The sequence below is a fragment of the Methylomagnum ishizawai genome, assembly GCF_900155475.1.
GTDB classification, from domain to species: domain Bacteria; phylum Pseudomonadota; class Gammaproteobacteria; order Methylococcales; family Methylococcaceae; genus Methylomagnum; species Methylomagnum ishizawai_A.
Genome location: NZ_FXAM01000001.1, coordinates 2,908,059 through 2,931,484, shown reverse-complemented (window position 1 = coordinate 2,931,484; position 23,426 = coordinate 2,908,059). Strand labels below are relative to the sequence as shown.

Here is a 23,426-nt window from a genome sequence, read left to right as displayed (position 1 = left end):
GAGAGTTGAAGAAACGGGCCACCGGCCCGGATTGGCCCACCCTTCAAGGAGTACCGCCGCCATGCCCATGTACATCAATACCAACGTCACCTCACTGACGACCCAGATGCAACTGAATAAATCGCAGATGTCGCAACAGACAGCGATGACCCGGTTGTCTTCGGGACTGCGTATCAACAGCGCCGCCGACGATGCCGCCGGCCTGGCGATTTCCGATAGGATGTCGGCCCAGGTCACCGGCATGAACCAGGCCGTCCGCAACGCCAACGACGGTATCTCCCTGGCCCAGACCGCCACGGGCGCTTTGGGGCAGATCACCAACAGCCTGCAACGCCTGCGCGAATTGTCGGTGCAATCGTCCAACGCCACCAACACCGCTTCCGACCGCGCTGCTCTGCAACAGGAAGCCGGCCAGCTGCTGTCGGAAATCGACCGCGTGGCGGGCCAGACCCAATTCAACGGCATCACCCTCCTGGACGGCAGTTTCAAACAGCAGAGCTTCCAGGTCGGCGCCAACGCCGGCCAGACCATCAGCGTGAACGTGAGCGGGGCCAAGGCCAGCCAGCTCGGCACCAACAACGCCGCCGCCCTCACCGCCAAGGGCAACAGCGCCGCCATCAACAGCGGCGACCTCATCATCAACGGCGTGGCGATCCGGTCTTCTTCCGCCAGCGACGATTTGGCTTCCTATCCGGCTTCCAGCAAATCCAGCAGCGCCATCGCCAAGGTCGCCGCCATCAATGCCAGCACCGCCCAGACCGGCGTGACCGCGACGGCGGATGTCAACACCGTCGCGGGCGCCACCCAGGTCGCCCCGAAGTTCGCGGGCGATGCCGGTTCCGGCACCCTCACCATCAACGGGGTACAGACCGCCAAGATTTCGCTGACCGCCGACCTGGCCAGCAACCGCGCCGCCGTGGCGCAAGCGATCAACGCGATTTCCGACAAGACCGGCATCACCGCCAACGACACTGGCTCCACCGACACCGGCGTGTCGCTGTCGGCCGCCGACGGGCGCAATGTCACGGTCAAGTATTCCGCGCCGACCGATGCCAATACCCGCTTCGACGCCAGCCTGACCGGCGTCCGTGCGCTCGGGACCGAGGACAGCAGTGTGGGCGTCGGCAATGTGTTGCAGGGCACCACGATGACGGGTGCCAACAGCAGCGGTTCCTTCACCATCAATGGCGTGGGCACCTCCATCGTCAACACCTCCAGCGATACCGTCACCACCCGCGCCAGCGTGGTCGCCGCCATCAACGCGATTTCCGACAAGACCGGCGTCACCGCCGTCGATAGCGGCAGCGACGCCGACGGCGTGAAATTGGTCGCCGCCGATGGCCGCGCGATCGAGATTTCCCGCACCGTGGTGAGTGGCACCTTCGATGCCACCACCACCGGCGTCAGCGCGGGGCGGGGCACCAACAGCACCTTGGCCCAAACCCAGGTGGCGGCCACCACCACCACGGCGGAGGGTGCCGCCAACACCGAGAACCTGACCATCAACGGCCAGTCCATCAGCTTCGACGCGGGTTCCGCGACCCTCACCGCCGACTTGGCCGACGCCATCAACAACGTGTCGGTACAGACCGGCGTGAAGGCGGACACCGCCACCTTGGCGATGAACACCGCGACCGGCGACGGGCGGGATATCACGATCAGCTCGGAGGGCAATGCCACCACCGGCGCGGGCGCGCTGCTCGCCGACGACCTGGGCTACGCGGCCCAGTCCGGCACCATGACGATCCACAGCGGCGCCACGGCCGCCACGGCGTTCGCCGCCGGCAGCGCGTTCAGCTTCGCCATCAACGGTAAAACCTACAATGTCGCGACCACCGATACCTCGGCGACGCTGGCCGCGACCATCAACCTCGATACCGCGACCACCGGCATCACCGCGACCGATTCCTCCGGCCAATTGCAATTGCAAGCGGCCGATGGCAGCGACATCGTGTTGAGCGGCAACCTGGGCGACATGGCTTCCGCCACCGCCGGCACCACGCTGGGCTTCTCCAACACCAGCACCGACGTGGTCAGCGCGGGCTTCACCATTTCGGGCGAGGCTTCGGCGGCCACCGCCAACGGCAAGGGTTTGGAGAACAACTGGACGAGTCTCAACACCGTATCGACCACTGCCTCGGATACCTTGCAGCTTAGTATTAACGGTGTGAAGACCGCCGCGATCACCGGCACGGGAACCTCCAGTGATGATGCGGACACCATCGTCGCCGCCGTCAACGCCATCAGCAACCAGACCGGTATCACCGCCAGCCAGACCGGCGGTGCCTTGACCTTCAATTCCAAGGATGGCCGCCAGATCGACCTGACCGGATCGACCATCAATGGCAACAACAGCACCACTTCCGTGGCGGCCAAGCTGGGCATGACCATGGACGTGGATGGCAATTTCTCCAAGGGGGCCACCGCCGTCCGGGATATGGCTACCGCTAACAACGCCGTGGGTGGCACGGTCGATAACACCGGCACCCTGGGCGACAACTCCATCATCGTCGTCAACGGGGTGACAGCCAGCGCCAACGTGGACCTGAGCAGCACCGACGCTGGCACCAACGCCGGTAACATCGTGAAGGCGGTCAATAGCGTATCCACCCAGACCGGCGTCAGCGCGGCCCTCAACGAGGCCGGCGACGGCGTGGTGTTCACTTCCAGCTCGGGCGGCACCATCGACCTGACCGGCTCGAAGAGCAATGGCATGGCCTTGACCGCCGGGCAACTGGGCCTGGATTCGTTGTCCAACACCCAGGGCAGCAATGCCGCCGAGGGCACCAACTACGGCAGCTATACCCTGACTTCCAACGAGAAGATCGAGATCACCGCCGGTTCCGGCACCGGGGTCAGCGTCGCCCATGCCGGCTTGGCGTCGGGCACCTACAGCGCACAGACCGCCTACACTTCGACCACCTCCAACAATGGCCAGGCCATCCAGAGCGGCGATGCCAAGATCAACGGCGTGTTGATCGGCGCATCCACCGCCGCCAGCGACACGGCGTCGAACTACGCCTCGGTGGTGTCCAGCGAACAGGCCGCCAAATGGACGGCGGCCAGCGCCATCTCCAAGGTGGCGGCGATCAACGCGATCTCGGAAAAATCCGGCGTCACCGCGACCGTGAACGCCACCCAGGCGGACGGCAGCGACATGACCGGCAGCGCGGCCGGTACCGGCACCATCACGATCAACGGCCAGAACACCTCCGTGATCGCCTCGGTCGGTGGCGGCAATGATATCGACGCTGCGACCACCCGTGCCAACGTCGTCAAGGCGATCAACGCCATTTCCGAGCAAACCGGGGTACGCGCGGTCGATACCAATAGCACCACCAGCGGGGTGCAACTCGTCGCCGACGATGGCAGGAACGTGAACATCCAGTTCAACGGCGGTTTGAGCGGGGCCAACACCGGCTTGGTCTCGAACAACACCACCACGACGGTGACGGGAACGGGGCCGACCGCCACGGCCGCCAAACAGACCGGGTCCTTGAGCATCAACGGCGTCAGCACCGGCACGTTCTCGCTGAACTCGTCCAGCGATGGGGCCGGTTATACCAGCGCCGTGCAGGGGCAGGACCTCGCCAACGCCATCAACAGCATCGCCGACAAGACCGGCGTCACCGCCACGGCGGATAGCACCACCGGCGCCCTGACCTTGAAGGCGGCTTCCGGGCAGAATATCTCGGTCGATTTCGGCGGCTCGATGACGGCCTCGCTCACCGGTCTCAAGGCCGGCACCACCAGCGGCAGCAGCGCCACCGCCTTCGGCACCTATACCCTGAGTTCGGCGGCGACCTTCTCCGTGGACAAGGGCAGCACTGGCGGCCTGGGTGTGGACAACACCGGCCTGAGTGTGGGTACCTACGGGTCGGGCAAGACCGGCATGTCTTTGGACAAGCTGGATATTTCCACGGCGGAAGGAGCGCAGAAGGCCATCACCGCCCTCGACAACGCCTTGGCGCAGGTCGATAGCAACCAAGCCAACCTGGGCGCGATCCAGAACCGCTTCAACTCGACCATTTCCGCCCTGCAATCGACCTCGACCAATCTGACCGCGGCCCGCAGCCGTATCCAGGACGCCGATTTCGCCTCGGAAACCGCATCGCTCAGCCGGGCGCAGGTGTTGCAACAGGCCGGTACGGCGATGTTGGCCCAGGCCAATTCCTCCAGCCAAAGCGTGCTGTCTCTGTTACGCTAAGCTTGAAGGCGGTGGCGGCGCAAGCCCTGCCGCCACCCGTGGACCACCGGGCGGGGGGATGGCACAAGGGCCGTTCCCCCGTCGTCGATTAAGCGAGGAAGAGTATGGACAGTTTGAGTTCCGTGGCGGGTACCCTGAGCAACGCCTTCGCCAGGCACGGCACCGCGCCGTCGCCCGACGCCGTCGCCGATCCCGCGACCCAGCAATCCGCCGCGCCTGCCGAGCCGCAACTCCGCGCCGTGCCGTCCAGCCAGAATTCCGGGCAGGCCGACCTGTCCGGCCAGCAAGGCAAGGGCGGCGACGGCAAGCAACCGGTCGAACAGGCGGTCAAGGATATCAACGCCTTTTTCCAGGATGTTAAAAGGACGTTGGAATTCAACATCGACCAGGATTCGGGACGCATGGTCATCCAGATCAAGGATTCGGAGACCAAGCAGGTGATCCGGCAGATTCCGCCGGAATATGTCCTGAAGCTCGCCAAGCAATTGGGCGAGGTCAGGGGTTTGTTGTTCGAGGAGAAAGCCTAAGACGGCGCGGAGGCGGCTATGGCGACTGTGACATCGACCGGATTGGGTTCTGGGCTGGATATCAATGGCATCGTCAGCAAGCTGGTGGCCGCCGAGCAAACCCCGCAAACCACCCGTTTCGACAAGCAGGAAGCCACCGACCAGGCCAAGATTTCGGCGCTGGGGACGTTCAAGAGTTCCCTGTCCGATTTCCAGACGGCGGTCGATGCCATGAAGAACGCCACCAGCTTCGCCAAGATGCAGGGCGTCTCCAGTGATACCAGCGTGGTGTCGGCCAGCGCCAGCCTCAACGCCGAAGCCGGGGATTACACCTTGACCGTGAAGCAACTGGCCCAGGCCCATAGCTTGGCGAGCCGGTCCTACACCAACGTCACCGACGTGGTCGGTAGCGGTACCCTGACCATCAAGTTCGGCACCAACACGTTCGACACCGTGACCGGAAATCCGACCGGTTTCACCCAGAACGCCGATCAGGGCACCCTGAGCATCACCCTGGATTCCAGCAACAACACCCTGACCGGGGTGCGCGACGCCATCAACAAGGCGGGCGCGGGGGTGAAGGCCACGATCATCAACGATGGCAGCGGCAACCGGCTGGTGCTGGGCGCGACCAGTTCCGGGGCTAAGAACGGCATGGAAATCACCGTCTCCGACGGCGACGGCGATGATACCGACGCCGCCGGGCTGTCGGCCCTGGCGTTCAACGCCGCCGCCACACCCCAGATGACCCAGACCCGCGCCGCCCAGGACGCCCTGGTCAACATCAACGGCCTGGACGTGACCAGTTCGACCAACACCGTGTCCACCGCGCTCAAGGGCGTCACCTTGAATCTGCTCAAGGCCCAGCCGGGGCAGTCGATCAACCTCGGCGTTTCGATCAATACCGACGCCGTGACCCAGGCGGTGCAGAACTTCGTCGATAAGTTCAACGCCGTGGTCAGCACCAATACTTCCATCGCCAGCTACGACGCCACCACCCAGAAGGCGGGCGTATTGCTGGGGGATTTCACGGTGCAGGGCACGATGCGTCAGCTCCGCAATTTCATCGCCCGTCCGGTGGATGGACTCGGCGGCTCGGTCAAGTCCTTATTGGATATTGGTATTTCCACCCAGTCCGATGGCAGTTTGGCGCTGGACACCAGCAAGCTCAGCTCGGCCCTGGATTCCAGCCCCAAGGATGTCGCGGCCTTGTTCGCGCCCTTGGGCGTGCCCACCGACGCCAATGTCACCTATGTCGGCGGCAGCGCCGACACCCAGCCCGGCGACTACGCGCTGAACGTCACCGCCGCCGCTACCCGTGGCGTCCTGACCGGGAGCGCCGCGCCCTCCTTGACGGTGGATGCCGACAATAGCCAGCTCAGGATCACGGTGGATGGCGTGGAGTCCGGCAGTATCAGCCTCACCCAACGGACCTATGCTTCCGGCAACGAACTGGCCGCCGAATTGCAAAGCCGCATCAATGGCGATGCCTCGCTCAAGTCCGGGGGCGCGAGCGTGACCGTGCAATACGACAACACCAGCCAGCGGTTCTCGATCCAATCGCAGCGCTATGGTTCGGCCTCCTCGGTCGAGATCACCCAGGTGGGCGCGACGGGCAGCGGCAACAGCGTGGGGGGGCTGGATGTCGGCGCGGGTACCCAGGGCACCGATGTCGAGGCGACCCTGGACGGGCAGGCGGTCCAGGGGTCGGGACGCCAGATCACCGGCCTGACCGGCAAAGCCAAGGGGCTGGTACTGGAAATCGGCGACGCGGTCACCGGGGACCGGGGCAGCGTGCGCTATAGCGGCGGTTTGGTCGCGCAGTTCGATAGCCTGCTCACCGGGTTGCTGGATACCAAGGGCACTTTGAGTACCCGCTTGGAGGGCTTGCAGGACGATGTCACCAAGATCGGGAAGGAGCGCACCGATCTCGCCACCCGGATGACGACCTTGCAAACACAGCTTTTGGCCCAATTCAACGCCATGGACAAAGTGGTCGGCCAATTCCAAAACACCAGTAGTTATCTTACCCAGCAACTTTCCCTCTTGCCCTACGCCAATACCAAGACCTTCACTGGCTGAGCATCCGCCAGTCCAAGCCTCCGCCATTGGGTTTCAAGATACCCTGGTATGGTATTATTTGCTTTTTAAACAGTGGTTTATCCAGGTATGTCATGGTTGGGTGATACGGTATTCCCACGTATTTAAAACCCGACAACCCTCGACCACACTTCGTGCTGTTGAAAAGATGCGCCGGTTGGAGCCGAGGAGAATCGGCTCCCGACGGGCGGGTTTTATGGCGGCGGTCGGGAGCGGCCCGGCGGTCGCCCTGTTTAGCGGTGGAGCGGATGTCCGAATTGCGGTCCCAGGCGGAAACAGTATTGGCCTTGTCCCGGCGCTTGCTCGCCTTGGCGACCCAAGGAGCCTGGGCCGGGATCGCCGAGGCCGAGAGACGGCGCACCGAAGCCTTGAGCCAACTCTTTCTGATCGACCTATCGGACCCGGAAGATCGGCGTTTCCTGACCGACACCGTGGAAAACATACTCGCCCTGGATGCCCAGACCGTAGCTTTGGTGGAACAGGAGCGGGATCAGGCCGCCGGACAATTGCGCCAAATTCAACTTGGCCGACAGGGTAAAAACGCATACCTGGCGGTCAGGGATGAATCATCTTATTAAGCGAGGGTAGCCATGACAAACGCACATGAAATACGCGAACAAGCCGAAATCTTGCTGGAACTCTCGAATTCCATCTTATCGGCGGCCATCGGCGGCTATTGGGATGAAATGGACGAACTAGAACATCAACGTACCGCCTTGTTCGAGCGGATGCTGGGTGTGGATGAGGTCTCGGGCGCGGATCGTATTTTCCTGGTCGGGGTGATGGAGCATATCCGGGTCGTCGATGCCACCGTCCGCAAGTTCATCGGGGCCGGCCAAGCCACCGGCTGGCTGGCGGGCGTGGAGTCCGGGTTTGATATCCTCTCCGACGAAGACCTGGCGTTACTCGCCATCGAACTGGCCGGTCCGCCGGACGGTCCCGCATCCAGGGAACCGTTGCTGGCCTATCAATAAGCCGCTTCAGGTCCGGCCTAGAATCCATTCCAATACCATCTTGCTGCCGAAATAGGCGAGCATCAGCGCGACAAACCCCCCCAAGGTCCAGCGGATGGCGGTCTGTCCTCGCCACCCGGCCCTGATCCTTCCCGACAGCAGCACCGCGAACAGCACCCAGGCCAGGATCGACAAGATGGTCTTATGGGCCAGATGCTGCGCGAACATGTTCTCCAGGAACAAGAATCCCGTCACCAGCGATACCGTGAGCAGGGCGAAGCCCGCGCCGATCAATTGGAACAGCAGCGCTTCCATGGTCTGTAGGGGCGGCAGCGAGCGCACCAAGGGGCCGCCGAGGTGGCGCGCCCTGAGGCAGCAATCCTGCGCTGCCAGCAGGATCGCCTGGATCGCCGCGATATTGAGGAAGCTATAGGCCAGGAGCGAAGAGAGGATATGCGCCGTCATCGGCCAGCTTGGCTCGCGCACGAGGTGGGCGCCCTCCGGTACCACCAGCTTGAGGCCGAGGATGCCGGCCGACAGCGGGAACACCACGAGGCCGAGCTTATCCACTGGCTTGAACAGCGCGGCCAGCAGCACGATGGTTACCACCAGCCAGACCACGGTGGACAGGGCGCTGAGGAAGCTGAAATCCAACAAGCCCCGCCCTGCGGACAGGTTGGCGGCGAGGTGCAGGACACAGGCCAGCCCGGCCAAACCCAAACTGGCGTAGCGTTGCGTGGCGGGATCGAAGCCGGGGCGCAGGGAGCGGAGCAGCAGCAGGGTCGAGGCGAGATAGGCGGAAATGGCGGCGGTGCCGAATAGTGTCGAATTCATCGGAATCATGTCCTCTTTTCCCTAGTCTGGCATTGTCTTTCCCGCAAGTCCATCCCCGCATTTCCCACATGCTTCCCTTTGAAAATCAATATGTTAAATCCGGTGCGTTCTGTGGCGGAGGCGGGCGCTCGCCCCAGGCCGTCAATCCGGTGGAGAACGTCGGTCCGCCCGTGGGCTTCCCGGAGATGGCGATGAGCCTTACTCATCATGGTCGATGGCTCTCGCCCCCCTAGGACTCGGCGTTCGGGCGAACCACCAGGAGCGCCGTGGTTCTATGTCGAAATGGCCACGCAATTTCGCCAAACACCTCACGGTAATTTCCGCCCGCGGCTTCCATCTTTAAGCGTACTCATGCGCATATTCCAGTTTATTTCCAGCTAAGGGGGGATACCTATCCATGAAACGCGGACGTATTTCGGCTTCCATCCTGGGTCTTTTGGTATTGTTCGGCCAAGGCCATTGTGCGGCGGCGGGGGCCGAACCCGCGGACTGCGTGGACCCTTGGGCACCGATCACCTATCCCGCCAACGCCGCTGGAAGCAATGGCGTGACGGCGGTGGAAGCGGTGCGTTTTTTGAACCAGGCCACGTTCGGTTCGACCCAGCGCGACATCGACCATTTGAAGCATATGCCGCTTTCGGCGTGGATAAAGGAACAATACGGCCTGGACGCCTCCTGCCACCTCGCCACGCTGAATCAAACCCAGAACAACAGCAGCCGGGAAAACCGCATGGAAGTCTGGTGGCGGCTGGCCGTGCGGGCACCGGACCAACTGCGGCAGCGGGTGGCGTTCGCGCTGTCGGAAATTTTCGTGGTGTCGGAGCGCAATTCCGGTATTCCCCAGAACGCCCTGGCCGTTTACTACGATGTGCTGGTCCGCAACGCCTTCGGCAACTTCCGGGATATCCTGGAGCGGGTTACGCTGTCGCCGGCGATGGGCCGTTTCCTGTCCATGCTCGGCAATCAAAAGCCCGACCCCTTGCTCGGGATTCGCGCCGATGAGAACTACGCCCGCGAGGTGATGCAATTATTCACCATCGGCTTGGTGCGACTGGACCCGCAGGGATTGCCCATGCTCCAGGATGGCCAACCGATACCGACCTACATCCAGGCCGAGGTGGAAGGACTCGCGCGGGTGTTCACCGGCTGGACCTGGGGCGATTCGCTTTACTTTACCGATGGCGACGACTGGCGGATTGGGATGCGGGCCTTTGGCGACTATCACGACCGCGCCGCGAAAACCATCCTCGATCAAGTCCGGGTGCCGGCGCGGGGCACGGCGGCCTCCGATCTCAAGCTGGCGCTGGACACGATCTTCAATCATCCCAACGTCGGCCCCTTCATCGGGCGGCAACTGATCCAGCGCCTGGTGACCAGCAATCCCTCCCCGGCCTATGTCGGGCGGGTGGCGGCCAAGTTCAACGACAACGGCCAGGGCGTGCGCGGCGACATGAAGGCGGTGATCGAAGCCATCCTGTTGGACGACGAGGCCCGGCGCGGCCCGGCGGCCAACGCGAATTTCGGGAAGCTGCGCGAACCGCTCCTGGTCATGGCGCATCTTTGGCGGGCTTTCAATGTGGCGCTGCCGGATGGCACCGTCCCCTACCTGTATCCCGAGTCCAGCATCGGCCAAGCCCCGCTGTCGGCCCCCAGCGTGTTCAATTTCTTCCGGCCCGATTACGCGCCCAACGGGGCCATCAAGAACAAGGGGCTGGTCGCCCCCGAATTCCAGATGGTGACCGAGACCCAGAGTACCCAGCTCCACAACGAATTGTGGGGCCGTATCCAATGGTACTACTCGGGCAATCCCTACCTCGACCTCAACAATCTCCTGGTTGATATCGAAGCGCTGCGGGTCCGCGCCGCGAAACCCGCGACCCTGGTCGATTATCTCGATCAACTCCTCACCGGCAGGCGGATGCCGACAGCCGTCAAGAGCAGCTTGGCGACCTACCTGACCAAGGTGGCGCTGGGCACCGGAGCCTCGGCGGGCACCCTACGGGCTTTGGACGCGCTGTACCTGGTGATTTCCTCGCCCTACTACCTTATCCAGACCTGACCGGGAGTTTCGCCATGACCTCATCCAAACCCTGGACCCGCCGCGAGTTCCTGCGCGGCGGCCTGATGTCCGCCGGTGCCCTGGGTGCCCGCTCCGCCTTGGGACTCCTGGCCGGAACCACGACGGCCACCGCCGCCACGGCCCGGGATTACCGCGCCCTGGTCTGCATCTTCCTGGCCGGTGGCAACGATGGATTCAACCTGTTGGTCCCGACCGACCCGGCGCGTTATGCCATCTACGCCCAATCCCGCCGCAATCTCGCGCTGGCGGCCGACAAGCTGTTGCCTCTGGCGGGAGTGCTGGCAGCCGACCAAAATTATGGATTGCATCCCGCCACGCCCGGCCTGCGCGACCTGTTCGATGCCGGCCGCTTGGCGTTCGTCGTGAATAGCGGCACCTTGCTGCAACCGACCACCAAAAGGGACTACAAGGGCGGCATCTCGCTCCCGCCCCAGCTGTTTTCGCATAACGACCAGTCCGATCAATGGATGTCGAGCCAGCCCGACGCGGTGCAGAAAGTCGGTTGGGGTGGCCTCATCGCCGACAAGCTGGCGAATGCCAATAGCGGCGTTCCCTTGCCGCCGGGGATTTCCGTGGCCGGTAATAACCTGTTCCAAACCGGCCAGATGAAGTCCCCGTACAACATCGGCCCCGGCGGGGTCAACCGCTTGGCGGTGATCTCCAGCAGCCCCACCGATAACCGCAGCAACCTGTTCAAGAATATCCTGGACACCGCCGCCACTTCCGGTCGGCTGTTGCAAAAGGAATATGTGAAATCCATCAAAGCCAGCCTGGACCTGCAAGCCATCTTGAACAGCGCGTTGCAGCAGGGTTCTATCGGTTCGGGCTACTGGCCGGGCAACGGGTTGTCGGCCCAGTTGCAAATGGTGGCCCGGATCATCAGCATCCGGCAAACCCTGGGCGTCACCCGCCAGGTGTTTTTCACCACCCTCGGCAGTTGGGACACCCACGACGATCAACTCAACCGCCATGCCGATCTCCTCGGGCAGCTTTCCTCGGCGGTTTCCAGCTTCCACGCGGCCATGGAGGAATTCGGCGTCGGCAGCGCGGTCACCAGCTTCACGATGTCCGATTTCGGCAGGACCCTGACCTCCAATGGCGATGGCACCGACCATGGCTGGGGCAATATCCATTTCGCCGCTGGCGGGTCGGTGGTCGGGGGCGCGCTTTACGGCCTTTTCCCCGATCTGACCTTGGACGGGCCCGACGATGCCGATTACGGGCGGCTGATCCCCACCACTTCCGTCGAGCAATACGCCGCGACCCTGGCGCATTGGTTCGGTGTGAGCGATGCCGACCTGGCCACGATCTTCCCGCACCTGAGCCGGTTCCCGGTGGCGAATCTCGGTTTCCTGGCCTGAAGCCCGTCGCGGCGAATGTCCGCGCCCGGCGCTTGGGCCGCCGCCCGGCTGCGCTTCAAGCTTGGAACCGCCCCGTATCCCGGCGCTGTGTCGAACGGTCTTTTCGCAGGGGAATCCAAGCGGAAACAATGGCTTGATGTTGATGTACCCGCGAAGGGAAGGACTCTGGCATAATGTCCGACCAAGATGAAGTGGCGCGGGATTTTCCCCGGTGGCCCAATCCCGCGCCGGGAATTCGCGCCCGCCGTTCCTGGCCGGGCGGTTCACGGTCCTGCGTGATACCAGAGATATAAGCGATGCGGAATGCTGCGCCAGTCCTTAGGATGCGAAAGCCATGTTTGATAACTTAACCGAACGATTCACCCAATCCCTCAAGAAAATCCGCGGCCATGGCCGGTTGACCGAAACCAATATCCAAGAGACCCTGCGCGAAGTCCGCATGGCCCTCCTGGAAGCGGATGTGGCCCTGCCCGTGGTCAAGGATTTCATCGAACACGTCAAGACCCGCGCCCTCGGCCAGGATGTGCAGGGGAGCCTCTCGCCCGGCCAGTCCTTCATCAAGATCGTCAACGAGGAACTCATCGCGGTGATGGGCCAGGCCCATGAAAAGCTGAGCCTCGCCACCCAGCCGCCCGCCGTGATCCTGATGGCTGGTCTCCAGGGCGCGGGCAAGACCACCACCGCCGCCAAGTTGGCCCGCTGGCTCAAGGAGAACGAGCGCCGTTCCGTCACCCTGGTCAGCGCCGACGTTTACCGCCCCGCCGCCATCGAGCAATTGAAGACCCTCGCCGTTGAAGTCGGGGCCGATTTCTTTCCCAGCGATCCTTCCCAAGACCCGGTCGATATCGCCAAGAACGCCCTGGAACACGCCCGCAAGAAATACAAGGATGTGCTGATCGTCGATACCGCCGGTCGGCTCCACATCGACCAGGCGATGATGGACGAAATCCAGCGCATCCACGCCGCCGTCAAGCCTATCGAAACCCTGTTCGTGGTCGATTCCATGACCGGCCAGGACGCCGCCAATACCGCCAAGGCCTTCGGCGACGCGCTGCCCTTGACTGGCGTGGTCTTGACCAAGACCGATGGCGACGCCCGCGGCGGCGCGGCGCTGTCGGTGCGCCATATCACCGGCAAGCCGATCAAGTTCATGGGCGTGGGCGAGAAGACCGCCGCGCTGGAACGCTTCCATCCCGACCGCGTCGCTTCCCGGATTTTGGGCATGGGCGACGTGCTGTCCTTGATCGAGGATGCCGAGCGCAAGATCGACAAGGAAAAGGCCGAGAAGCTGGTCAAGAAGATCGAGAAGGGCAAGACCTTCGATCTCAACGATTATTACGACCAGTTGCAGCAGCTCAAGAACCTGGGCGGTATTTCGGCGATGCTGGACAAGATGCCGGGCGGTGCCAGCGTGCCCCAGCATGTCCGCGACAAGATCAGCGACGACGAATGGGTCAGGCAGATCGTCATCATCGACTCGATGACCAAGCAGGAACGCTCGTCCCCGGACCTCATCAACACCTCGCGCAAATCCCGCATCGCCAAGGGTTCCGGCACCGATGTGCAGGAGGTTAACAAGATGCTGAAGCAGTACGACCAGATGCAGAAGATGATGAAGAAGTTCAAGAAGGGCAATTTGATGAACATGATGCGCGGCATGAAGGGCAATGTGAACCGCGCCTTTGGCCGGGGCTGAGTTCCCGGACTGGTGGCCCGCCGGGTGGTTTTAGCCGCCCGGCTTGGCGAATCCCGCCAATTTCCTCCCGCAATTTTTCATATAGCCCCGCCGTCCAGGCCGGGGCGTCCTCCGGCAATCCCGTCCGGGGCTGGCCGCGCCAATCCCAAGGCCCGATCCACACCCGTATCCGTTCCGGGCCGGTCAGCGCCGCCAGGGTGAACAAATCCTCCGCCGCCGTGTCGCCCATGGCGAGGCAGCCTACCGACACCGATTTGCCGTGGATCATGATGTCCGAGCCCAGGTCGCCGCGCCCGTCGCGCAGGCCCATCTTCCGGTCCCAGGCATTGGGATAATCCAGCCGCAAGGACACATGGAAGCGGCTGTTCGGATTGAGCAGGACCACCCGGTAGAGTCCTTCCGGCACTTGGCGGTCGCCCTCGCGCAATTTGGGCCCGGCCCGACCGCTGGCCCCCTGGATGGGGTAATCCCGCACCTGCCGCCAAGGACCGTCCGCGCTCCGGGCGAAGACTTCCAGACGGCGTTCCTGTTTGAAGGCCAGGAAGGCTAGTTCCTGCGGCGGGAAGGGCAAGCCCGCCGCCATGAAATAAGGCTCCAGCCGGGTCCGGGCATCCCCGCCGAATTGGGCCAGGCGTTGTTCCACCGTATATTTTCCGTGCATGGCGAGGTCCAGCCTGTCGAGGCCGATGGTGAAGAAATCGCGGCCGGCCCAGGCCAGGACCGCGATTCCGGGCAGGGCCAAGGCCCGCACGGTTCGCCGCCAACGGGCTGTCATGGCCCGCCCCCCAGGCCCAGCCAGCGTTTCAGCGTGCCGCCCAGGTTGTCGAACCAATGGCCGGTGTCGGGGATCAGCCAGGGTTTTTGTCCGGCATAATGGGCTTCCAGCTTGCTCCAGGTGCGGGCGCGGAAGCCTTCGGGCGAGGGCGCGGCGCTATAGACCACCACCACCGCCAGCGCCATCAACAGGGTGGCCCGCCAGTTCTTGAAGCTGGCGGGTTTCAGGGCGGAGCCGAACGAGAGCTTGAGCCTGCGGTTCAGTAGGTCCACGCTGTACATCTCGTCCAGGACCAGATGCACCAGATAGCCCATCCCGATGAAAGCCCCGTGCAGCCAGGCCAGGGCGTTCGGCCTGTCGAACAAATGCGCCGAAAGATCGACCGTGCAGAGCGCGAAGAACACCGCCGCCAGCACCGAGTGGAAAATCCCCCGGTGGCGGGTGCAGGCGTTGAAGACCTCCAACACCCCATAGCGTACCGCCAGGAACACCGCCAGCCAGATCGCCGCCAGTTCCAGGACGGTGTATTTACCCGCGAACTGGAACATGACTAGGAAGGCCAGGGCCAGGGCCAGCAGGTTGAAACCGATGCGGACCGGGACCGAGTGTTCGGAGTCGATATCGGGCAGGAGTCCGCCGAGGGTGCCGAGCGCCAGCAGGAGCGGGGTTTCCGGGTAGGGGACGGCTCCCGCCTTCATGCAGGCGATGGCGGCCAGTCCGCCGATGCCGGAGGCGGCGTAGAGATGGGTTTTGAAGTTGGCCATGGAGCCGGGGTTGTCCCAGGGAGAGCGGGGAATTATCCGCTATTTCGGGCTGCTCCGGGTGGCTGGGGTGGGTGTGGGAACCGATCCACGGATGGCCGATTGGGGGGGAGGGTAGCCAGTCCGTGGGGGTTCCCACATAGCGCTGCTCATATCGCTATAATCGATATGAACGCTCATCATACTACAGGTCGTGGCGTGGGTGCTGTGATTTTTATCCAAGCTTGGCTGGGAGGGGCAGGGGGGTATCGTCGCAATGCCGGGCCAAGCGCAGCAGGAGCGGCAGCAACGCCATGCCGCCCAGGCCGAGGATGCCGACGGCGATTTCGGGATAGGGCAGGGTGATCGCACCCAATCCACCGCCCGCGAGATAGGCCAGGGGCACGGCGGTGGCCCCGAGCAACGCGCCCAGCCAAGGCTGGTGCCGCAAACGCCGCAGCGCGACATTGAGCGTGGTGGCCGATAGCATGGCGAGGGCCAGGGTCCAGGTCGGTGCCAGCCATTCCGCGCTGTCGTCCCCGGCGAAGATCACCAGTCCCGCGTCTTGCAAGGCGCTGTTCCAGAGCGCTCCCAGGAGCGTGGTGGTCGCCACCAGGCGGAGTTCCCCGCCGGGCCGGGCCGCTTGGACGATATGGGCCACCGCGATCAGCAGCGCCAGGAAAATACCGCTCCACGGATGGCCCGCTACGGCTCCCAGCACGCAAGCCGTCCAACCGGCTTGGAAGAAGGCCAGGTTGGAAAATATCCCGGTCCTGGCGGTGCCGGCCGATTGCAAGAATTGGGGATGTACGGCCATCGATAGTCTCCTCGTGGGTTTTTCTAGGAATAGGGCAAGCCCGCCGGGGGTTGCCTATGAGGGTTCGCGCGGGCGGTTGTCCGGGAGGAGTGACCGGCCAAGCCGGGTGAAAGTTCAACATCGCCGGATAGCGGACAGGAGGTTTTGGAAACCCGGTTTCTCTGAGAAACTTGTGTTGTCCGCCGTTGACTAACGAGGCAAAGCGCTTTTATTCACAGGGGAATCCAGCCCCGATCTTCCGAAGACCAACTTTAATCCATGGAATTCCGATATGTTGATTGATTTTTCGATGCCGGGCGGGATGGGGCTGCCTGGGGTGCATGGCGGCGGCGATGGTGGCGCGGGCCTGGTGGGGGTATTGGATGGCGTGTTGACGGCCATCACCGATTTCTTGGACGGGAAGTCGGGTGGAAGCGGCGGTGGTCCCGACGGGCCCCTGGCCGGCATCCTGGCCTTGGGGGCCAATATCCATCCCATGGTGGTGCATTTTCCCATCGCCTTCATCGTGGCTTTCTTCCTGTTGGAAATCGCCGGGGTGGCGATGCAACGCCAGGTCTGGCGGCAATGGGCCAGCGGAATGCTCTATTGTGGAGCCATCGGCGCGGTGCTGGCCGTGGCTGCCGGTTTAGTGGCCGAGGATAGGGTGCCGCATGGCGCGGCGGTGCATGAAATCATGGAATGGCATGAAAGGCTCGGCATCACCGTGGCGGTATTGACCGTGGGCATGGCGATATGGCGGGCCGTCGCCAAGGAAAACCTGGCGGGTATGGCCCAGGCTTTGCATTTCTTCCTCGCGGGCCTCATCGTGACGTGTTTGGTGTTCGGTACCGACCTCGGCGGCTTGATGGTTTACCAGTACGGCGTCGGGGTGAAGGGCTTGCAAAGCGCCGACGAACACCACCACCATGAGGGTGGAAAAGACGAGGCGGCTGCGGGTTCGACGGCTGCGCCGGAGCCGGTCATCGCGGCCCCTCAGGCGGCGACCGCTAGCCCCAGCGTTTCCGTGGTGCCGCCGGTCGCCCCAACTCAGGGCATTGCACCGGAACAGACAGCGGACGAACACCGCCACCCGCACCACCATCACCACCATTAGCCGTGTGGGTGGGTATCGAGCCGGTATCCGGGTGGTGCCGGGCCGGGCTGAGCTTCCCTGCTTGGATTTTCTATGGGGGTAGGTTGGGCGGGGAAAAAACTGTGATAGTCTAACTATCGGACGAATATCTTTCCCGGTCCGGACCCGAAGCCCGGGCCGCTCGCTACGATATAAAACCTTAGGTGCCTTGGTTTCGTCACACCGGGGCACAAGCGCCTAACCACCGCTTTTTTCGACACCGTCGAGCATCTTTTGAAGAATCTGCCACGCGCAGAGGAGACTTCTCTTATGGGTATCTTCGATCATTACCAATCACGTTACGAAAAGAACCGCGAAGAAGAATATTCCTTACAAGAGTATTTGGATATCTGCCGGAACGATCCGACGGCCTATGCCAGCCCCGCCGAACGCATGTTGATCGCCATCGGCGAACCGGAACTGGTCGATACCCGCCTCGATCAACGCATGTCGCGGTTGTTCGCGAACAAACTCATCAAGCGCTATCCGGCGTTTTCCGAGTTCTACGGTATGGAGGACACCATCGAGCAGATCGTGGCCTATTTCCGCCATGCCGCCCAAGGCTTGGAAGAGCGCAAGCAAATCCTCTATCTCTTGGGTCCGGTGGGTGGCGGCAAGTCCTCGCTGGCCGAGAAACTCAAGCAACTGATGGAACAGGTGTCCTTCTACGCCATCAAGGGTTCGCCGATCTGGGAATCCCCCTTGGGCCTGTTCGACCCGGAGGAAGACGGCAAAATCCTCGAAACCGAATACGGCATCCCGCGCCGTTATTTCAGCACCATCATGTCGCCCTGGGCGGTGAAGCGCCTGCACGAATACAACGGCGATATCACCAAGTTCCGCGTGGTCAAGGTGCGCCCCTCCATCCTCGACCAACGCGCCGTGTCCAAGACCGAGCCCGGCGACGAGAACAACCAGGATATTTCCTCGCTGGTGGGCAAGGTCGATATCCGCAAGCTGGAACGCTACAGCCAGGACGATCCCGATGCCTACAGCTATTCCGGCGGCCTATGCCTCGGCAACCGAGGCATCATGGAATTCGTGGAAATGTTCAAGGCGCCGATCAAGGTGCTGCATCCCTTGCTGACCGCCACCCAGGAAGGCAATTACAAGGGGACGGAAGGGCTTTCGGCGATCCCGTTCGAAGGTGTCATCATGGCCCATTCCAACGAGTCGGAATGGCAGCAATTCCGCAACAACAAGAACAACGAAGCCTTCCTCGACCGCGTCTACGTGGTGAAGGTGCCGTACTGCCTCAGGGTGTCGGAAGAGGTCAAAATCTACGAAAAGCTGTTGTTCCATAGCTCGCTGTCGGAATCGCCCTGCGCCCCGCATACCCTCAAGATGCTGGCCCAGTTCGCCATCCTCTCGCGCATGAAAGAACCGGAGAATTCCAACATCTATTCCAAGATGCGGGTCTACGACGGCGAGAACCTCAAGGATACCGACCCCAAGGCCAAGTCCTATCAGGAATATCGGGATTTCGCCGGGGTCGATGAAGGCATGGCGGGCTTATCGACCCGGTTCGCGTTCAAGATACTGTCCAAGGTGTTCAACTTCGACCATTCGGAAGTGGCGGCGAACCCGGTGCATTTGCTCTATACCCTGGAACAGCAAATCGCCCAGGAACAATTCCCCGCCGAAACGCAGGAGCGTTATCTGCGTTTCATCAAGGAGTATCTGGTGCCGCGTTATGTCGAGTTTATCGGTAAGGAAATCCAGACGGCTTATCTCGAATCCTATTCGGAGTATGGGCAGAATATCTTCGATAGATATGTCACTTATGCCGATTACTGGATTCAGGATCAGGAATATCGCGACCCAGATACCGGCGAAAGCTTCGACCGCCGTTCCTTGAACGAGGAATTGGAAAAGATAGAGAAACCTGCCGGCATCAGCAATCCCAAGGATTTCCGCAACGAGGTGGTTAACTTCGTACTGCGGGCGCGGGCCAAGAACGCGGGCAAGAATCCGGCCTGGACCAGCTACGAAAAGCTCCGCGCCGTGATCGAAAAGAAGATGTTCGCCAACACCGAAGAACTGTTGCCGGTGATCTCCTTCAACGCCAAGGCTTCGCAGGACGACGCCAAGAAGCACGAGGAATTCGTGAACCGGATGGTGCATAAGGGCTACACGCCCAAGCAGGTGCGCTTGTTGTGCGAGTGGTATCTGCGGGTGAGGAAGTCTTCCTGATCCGCAACGCGGGGCTGATCCCGAGGTATGCTGGGGTAGGGCCCAGGCACAATCCCAGCATACGCCGCCATCGGGCGCTGTGCGCTCAACCATTCGATTTACGCCCATGAGCCAATTCATAGACCGCCGCCTCAATCCCAAAAACAAAAGCGCCGTCAACCGCCAGCGCTTCTTGCAGCGTTTCCGTGGCCAGATCAAGAAGGCCGTGGCCGACGCGGTCGCCAAGCGTTCGGTGACGGACATCGATCGTGGTGAAAACATCCAGATTCCCGCCAAGGATATTTCCGAGCCGGTGTTCCGCCACGGCAAGGGCGGGCGGCGCGAAATGGTGCAACCCGGCAACAAGGAATTCGTCTCGGGCGACAAGGTGCCACGTCCCGAAGGGGGCGGCGGTGGGGGTGGCAATCAGGCCAGCAATACCGGCGAAGGCATGGACGAATTCGTGTTCGAGCTATCGCGCGACGAATTCCTGGATTTCATCTTCGAGGATTTGGAACTGCCGCATCTGGTCAAGCGCCAACTGGCCCGCGAAGCCGCTTTCAAAAGTCAACGCGCGGGTTTCACCGCCGATGGTTCGCCGTCCAATCTGCATGTGGTGCGCTCCATGCGCGAGGCCTTGGCCCGGCGGATGGCCTTGCGGGCACCGTCCAAGGATGCCAAGCGCGAGTTGGAGGAAGAACTGGAAGCCTTGCTCGCTTCCGACCAGCCCGACGAAACCCGCATCCAGGCTTTGCGCGAAGAAATCGAGCGGCTGGCGAAAAAGATCGAGGCCGTGCCCTTCATCGACACCTTCGACCTGCGCTTCCGCAACCGCGTTCAAGTCCCGAAACCCAGCACCCAGGCCGTGATGTTCTGCCTGATGGACGTGTCGGGTTCGATGGATGAAACCAAGAAAAGCCTCGCCAAGCGCTTTTTCCTGCTGCTGTACCTGTTCCTGTCTCGGAACTATGAAAAGATCGAGGTGGTGTTCATCCGCCATCACACCATCGCCATGGAAGTGAACGAGCAGGACTTTTTCTATTCCCGCGAGACCGGCGGGACGGTGGTGTCCAGCGCCCTGGAATTGATGGGCCAGGTGATCCGCGAACGTTATCCCAGCGCCGATTGGAATATCTACGGCGCCCAAGCGTCCGACGGCGACAACTGGCCGGAAGATTCCAGCAACTGCTACGACCTGTTGATGGATACCATCATGCCCTCGGTGCAGTATTACGCTTATATCGAGATCAATAACCACGAGCCGCATAGCTTGTGGATGGAGTACGAAAAGGTGGCCGAGCATTGGCCCAATTTCGCGTTGCAGCCCATTTATGGTGCCGGGGATATCTATCCGGTATTCCGCGAACTCTTCAAGAAACAGACCGCATGAGCCGCTTACCCCTTTCCGAAGGCTCCGAATGGACGTTCGAGCTACTCAAGACCTATGACGCCGAGATTGGCCGCATCGCCGCCGACTACGGCCTCGATACCTATCGCAACCAGATCGAGGTCATCACCTCGGAACAAATGATGGACTGCTATTCCAGTACCGGGATGCCGGTATTCTACCCGCATTGGTCGTTCGGGAAGCAGTTTCTATCGGTGGAGAAAAGTTATCGGCGTGGTTATATGGGTTTGGCCTACGAGCTGGTCATCAACTCCAATCCCTGTATCGCCTATCTCATGGAAGAGAACAGCATGACCATGCAAGCCCTGGTCATCGCCCATGCCTGCTATGGGCATAATTCCTTCTTCAAGGGCAATTATCTGTTCAAGACCTGGACCAGCGCCGACGCCATCGTCGATTATCTGGTATTTTCCCGCCATTACATCACCGAGTGCGAGGAGCGCCATGGAGTGGAAGCGGTCGAGGATTTGCTGGATTCCTGCCACGCGCTGATGAATTACGGGGTGGACCGCTACCGCCGCCCGCCGCCCTTGTCGATGGCCGAGGAGCAGCATCGGCAGAAGGAGCGCGAGGAATATCTACAGAGCCAGGTCAACGACCTGTGGCTGCGCACCGTGCCCAGGAAGGAAAGGCAGGCGGTCGAGGCGGTCCAGAATTTTCCGCCCGAACCCGAGGAAAACCTGCTGTATTTCTTCGAGAAGAACGCGCCGCTGTTGGAATCTTGGCAGCGCGAGGTGATTCGCATTGTCCGCAAGATCGCCCAATACCTTTATCCGCAGCGCCAGACCAAGGTGATGAACGAGGGTTGGGCCACTTTTTGGCATTACACCCTGCTGAACCGGATGTACGAGGAAGGTTTGGTGACCGACGGCTTCATGCTGGAATTCCTGCAATCCCATACCAATGTGGTATATCAGCCGCCTTATAGCAGCAAGCATTATTCGGGTATCAATCCCTATGCCCTGGGTTTCGCGATGATGAGCGATATCCGCAGGATGTGCGAAAATCCGACCGAAGAGGATAAGTATTGGTTCCCGGAAATCGCCGGTTCCGATTGGATCAAAACCCTGGATTTCGCCATGCGTAATTTCAAGGACGAGAGTTTCATCGCCCAGTATCTCTCGCCCCAGGTGATCCGCGACTTCAAGTTGTTCAGTGTACTGGACGACGACACCCGGCCCGAACTCGAAATCACCGGCATCCACGACGAGGCCGGTTATCGCTATGTCCGCCATACCCTGTCCGAGCAAAACAATATCGGCAACCAGGAACCCAGCATCCAGGTCTACCGGGTCGATACCCGCGGCGACCGTTCCCTCACCTTGCGCCATTATCAGCACGACCGCCGTCCCTTGGGCGAGACCACCCCGGAAATGATGAAACATGTACGTCGGCTGTGGGGCTTCAAGGTCCGCCTGGAAACCGTGGACAAGGCTGGGCGGGTGATGCGGTCCTACGAGTGCGATTGACGCCGCCCCGCCAACGGTCGCGGCCTTAACCGCATAGCAAGGGCAGCAATTCGTCCATGTGCGAGAAGACCCGCGCCCCGGCTTGTGCCAGGACTTCGCCGTCCCCGCCGGGCGCGTAGCCGAACACCCGCATCCCCGCCGCAATCCCTGCTTGGACCCCCAACACGCTGTCCTCGACCACCGCGCACCGTTCCGGCTCCGCGCCCAGGCTCCGTGCCGCGTGGATGAACAAGCCCGGCTCTGGCTTCCAACTGCCGATTTCGTAGGCGCTGTAGACGTGTCCGCTGAAATAGCGCAGCAGTCCGGTGGCGCGGAGGCTCACTTGCATCTTGTCGTGCGGGCCGTTGGAAGCGACGCAGAACGGCACGTCCAACCGTTCCAGCAGCGCCGGGACGCCCGGCATGGGTTTCAGTTCCGCCTCGAAGGCGAGGGCCATGCGCCGCCGCAGTTCCGGCAGGAAATCGTCTGGCAGGGCACGGCCCAGTTTGTGTTCGATCAGGGCGAGGGTGTCGCCCATTTTGCGGCCCCGGAATTCCGCCACGGCTTCGGCCAGGGTTAGGCGCAAGCCCAGTTCGGCCACGCATTCGACGATTACTTGGTTGCCCAGGGTTTCGCTGTCGATCAAGGTGCCGTCGCTGTCGAAGATAATCGCTTGGTAATTCATGTGGTTCTCTTGGAAGGGGTGGCGGCATCCTCTATCATCGTGGGCTAATATACTGGGCCGGCCTCGGGCCATAATTCCATTTTCTCCCACGGCTTATGGAGCCAGAACTATGAACAAGATCATGTTGGCCTTGGGCCTGCTGCTGACTGCTTGCGCCGCGTTCGCGGGCGAATTGGTGAACCTGACGCCCAGCCAGTTGCAGGCCATGCAGGCCCAGGGCGCGTTGGTGGTCGATGTGCGTACCCCGGAGGAATGGCATAAGTCGGGGGTGATTCCCGGTAGCAAGGGGCTGACCTATTTCGATGCCAATGGCGGCTACGACCGGGCGGGCTGGCTCAACCAACTCAAACCACTACGCAGCACGCCGGACCAGCCTGTGATCCTGGTATGCCGTTCCGGCCACCGTAGCGCCGAGGTCGGCAAGATGATGGTGAACGATGCGGGTTATGCCAAGGTTTACCAGTTGGAAAAAGGCATCAAGGGCTGGAGCGCGGAGGGCAAGCCTTTGGATGAGCCATGTAAAACTTGTTAGC

At 61.9% G+C, this 23,426-nt stretch carries 18 protein-coding genes; 13 read left to right on the top strand and 5 right to left on the bottom strand.

Going from position 1 to position 23,426, the window contains the following annotated elements; translation table 11 throughout:
• Window positions 1-61: 61 nt before the first annotated feature.
• From B9N93_RS12925 to B9N93_RS12905, 5 genes are all read left to right on the top strand, one after another.
• On the top strand, window positions 62-4,207 hold the full coding sequence (locus B9N93_RS12925; RefSeq protein WP_085214272.1) for a flagellin N-terminal helical domain-containing protein: 4,146 nt from the start codon (window positions 62-64) through the stop codon (window positions 4,205-4,207).
• Between the two features lie 104 nt (window positions 4,208-4,311).
• A complete protein-coding gene (locus B9N93_RS12920) occupies window positions 4,312-4,734 on the top strand; it encodes a flagellar protein FlaG (protein WP_085214270.1) in 423 nt (140 codons plus the stop codon).
• 18 nt (window positions 4,735-4,752) lie between these two features.
• On the top strand, window positions 4,753-6,795 hold the full coding sequence (gene fliD, locus B9N93_RS12915; protein ID WP_085214268.1) for a flagellar filament capping protein FliD: 2,043 nt from the start codon (window positions 4,753-4,755) through the stop codon (window positions 6,793-6,795).
• A 266-nt stretch (window positions 6,796-7,061) separates the two neighbouring features.
• On the top strand, window positions 7,062-7,391 hold the full coding sequence (locus B9N93_RS12910; protein WP_085214266.1) for a flagellar protein FliT: 330 nt from the start codon (window positions 7,062-7,064) through the stop codon (window positions 7,389-7,391).
• 12 nt (window positions 7,392-7,403) lie between these two features.
• Entirely contained in the window at window positions 7,404-7,787 is a 384-nt protein-coding gene (locus B9N93_RS12905; protein WP_085214264.1) for a hypothetical protein, read from the top strand.
• A gap of 6 nt (window positions 7,788-7,793) precedes the next feature.
• Here the strand turns inward: B9N93_RS12905 and B9N93_RS12900 are convergent, their stop codons facing one another.
• Window positions 7,794-8,600, bottom strand: a complete 807-nt coding sequence (locus B9N93_RS12900; RefSeq protein WP_085216272.1) for a cytochrome C assembly family protein — start codon at window positions 8,598-8,600, stop codon at window positions 7,794-7,796.
• 397 nt (window positions 8,601-8,997) lie between these two features.
• Here B9N93_RS12900 and B9N93_RS12895 point away from each other — a divergent pair, with 397 nt between their 5' ends.
• The 3 genes from B9N93_RS12895 to ffh all read left to right on the top strand — a co-directional run bounded on the left by B9N93_RS12895 (window position 8,998) and on the right by ffh (window position 13,737).
• Entirely contained in the window at window positions 8,998-10,659 is a 1,662-nt protein-coding gene (locus B9N93_RS12895; protein ID WP_085214262.1) for a DUF1800 domain-containing protein, read from the top strand.
• A 14-nt stretch (window positions 10,660-10,673) separates the two neighbouring features.
• Window positions 10,674-12,041, top strand: a complete 1,368-nt coding sequence (locus B9N93_RS12890; RefSeq protein ID WP_085214260.1) for a DUF1501 domain-containing protein — start codon at window positions 10,674-10,676, stop codon at window positions 12,039-12,041.
• A 334-nt stretch (window positions 12,042-12,375) separates the two neighbouring features.
• Entirely contained in the window at window positions 12,376-13,737 is a 1,362-nt protein-coding gene (gene ffh / locus B9N93_RS12885; protein WP_085214258.1) for a signal recognition particle protein, read from the top strand.
• Here the strand turns inward: ffh and B9N93_RS12880 are convergent.
• The 3 genes from B9N93_RS12880 to B9N93_RS12870 form a co-directional block, all read right to left on the bottom strand.
• Window positions 13,664-14,512 carry a L,D-transpeptidase family protein gene (locus B9N93_RS12880; protein WP_125468972.1) on the bottom strand — a complete coding sequence of 283 codons (849 nt, stop codon included), beginning with the start codon at window positions 14,510-14,512 and terminating at the stop codon, window positions 13,664-13,666. The two genes, ffh and B9N93_RS12880, sit on opposite strands and share 74 nt — an antisense overlap.
• Entirely contained in the window at window positions 14,509-15,276 is a 768-nt protein-coding gene (locus tag B9N93_RS12875; protein ID WP_085214253.1) for a metal-dependent hydrolase, read from the bottom strand. The genes B9N93_RS12880 and B9N93_RS12875 overlap by 4 nt, the downstream gene beginning before the upstream one ends.
• A 211-nt stretch (window positions 15,277-15,487) precedes the next feature.
• Window positions 15,488-16,069, bottom strand: a complete 582-nt coding sequence (locus tag B9N93_RS12870) for a DUF2878 domain-containing protein (protein ID WP_085214251.1) — start codon at window positions 16,067-16,069, stop codon at window positions 15,488-15,490.
• Window positions 16,070-16,340: 271 nt separating this feature from the next.
• On the opposite strand from B9N93_RS12870, the gene B9N93_RS12865 reads away from it, so the two are divergent.
• From B9N93_RS12865 to B9N93_RS12850, 4 genes are all read left to right on the top strand, one after another.
• Window positions 16,341-17,162: a DUF2231 domain-containing protein gene (locus B9N93_RS12865; protein ID WP_085214249.1), complete on the top strand. Its 822-nt coding sequence runs from the start codon at window positions 16,341-16,343 to the stop codon at window positions 17,160-17,162.
• 288 nt (window positions 17,163-17,450) lie between these two features.
• Entirely contained in the window at window positions 17,451-19,373 is a 1,923-nt protein-coding gene (locus tag B9N93_RS12860; RefSeq protein WP_085214247.1) for a PrkA family serine protein kinase, read from the top strand.
• Window positions 19,374-19,479: 106 nt separating this feature from the next.
• Complete coding sequence (locus B9N93_RS12855) at window positions 19,480-20,742, top strand: YeaH/YhbH family protein (RefSeq protein ID WP_085214245.1); 1,263 nt, start codon at window positions 19,480-19,482, stop codon at window positions 20,740-20,742.
• A complete protein-coding gene (locus B9N93_RS12850) occupies window positions 20,739-22,229 on the top strand; it encodes a SpoVR family protein (RefSeq protein ID WP_085214243.1) in 1,491 nt (496 codons plus the stop codon). The genes B9N93_RS12855 and B9N93_RS12850 overlap by 4 nt, the downstream gene beginning before the upstream one ends.
• A gap of 25 nt (window positions 22,230-22,254) precedes the next feature.
• On the opposite strand, the gene B9N93_RS12845 is transcribed toward B9N93_RS12850, so the two are convergent.
• Complete coding sequence (locus B9N93_RS12845; RefSeq protein ID WP_176225252.1) at window positions 22,255-22,893, bottom strand: HAD-IA family hydrolase; 639 nt, start codon at window positions 22,891-22,893, stop codon at window positions 22,255-22,257.
• Between the two features lie 109 nt (window positions 22,894-23,002).
• Between B9N93_RS12845 and B9N93_RS12840 the strand changes: the two genes are divergently transcribed.
• A complete protein-coding gene (locus B9N93_RS12840; RefSeq protein ID WP_085214239.1) occupies window positions 23,003-23,425 on the top strand; it encodes a rhodanese-like domain-containing protein in 423 nt (140 codons plus the stop codon).
• Window position 23,426 lies beyond the last annotated feature (1 nt).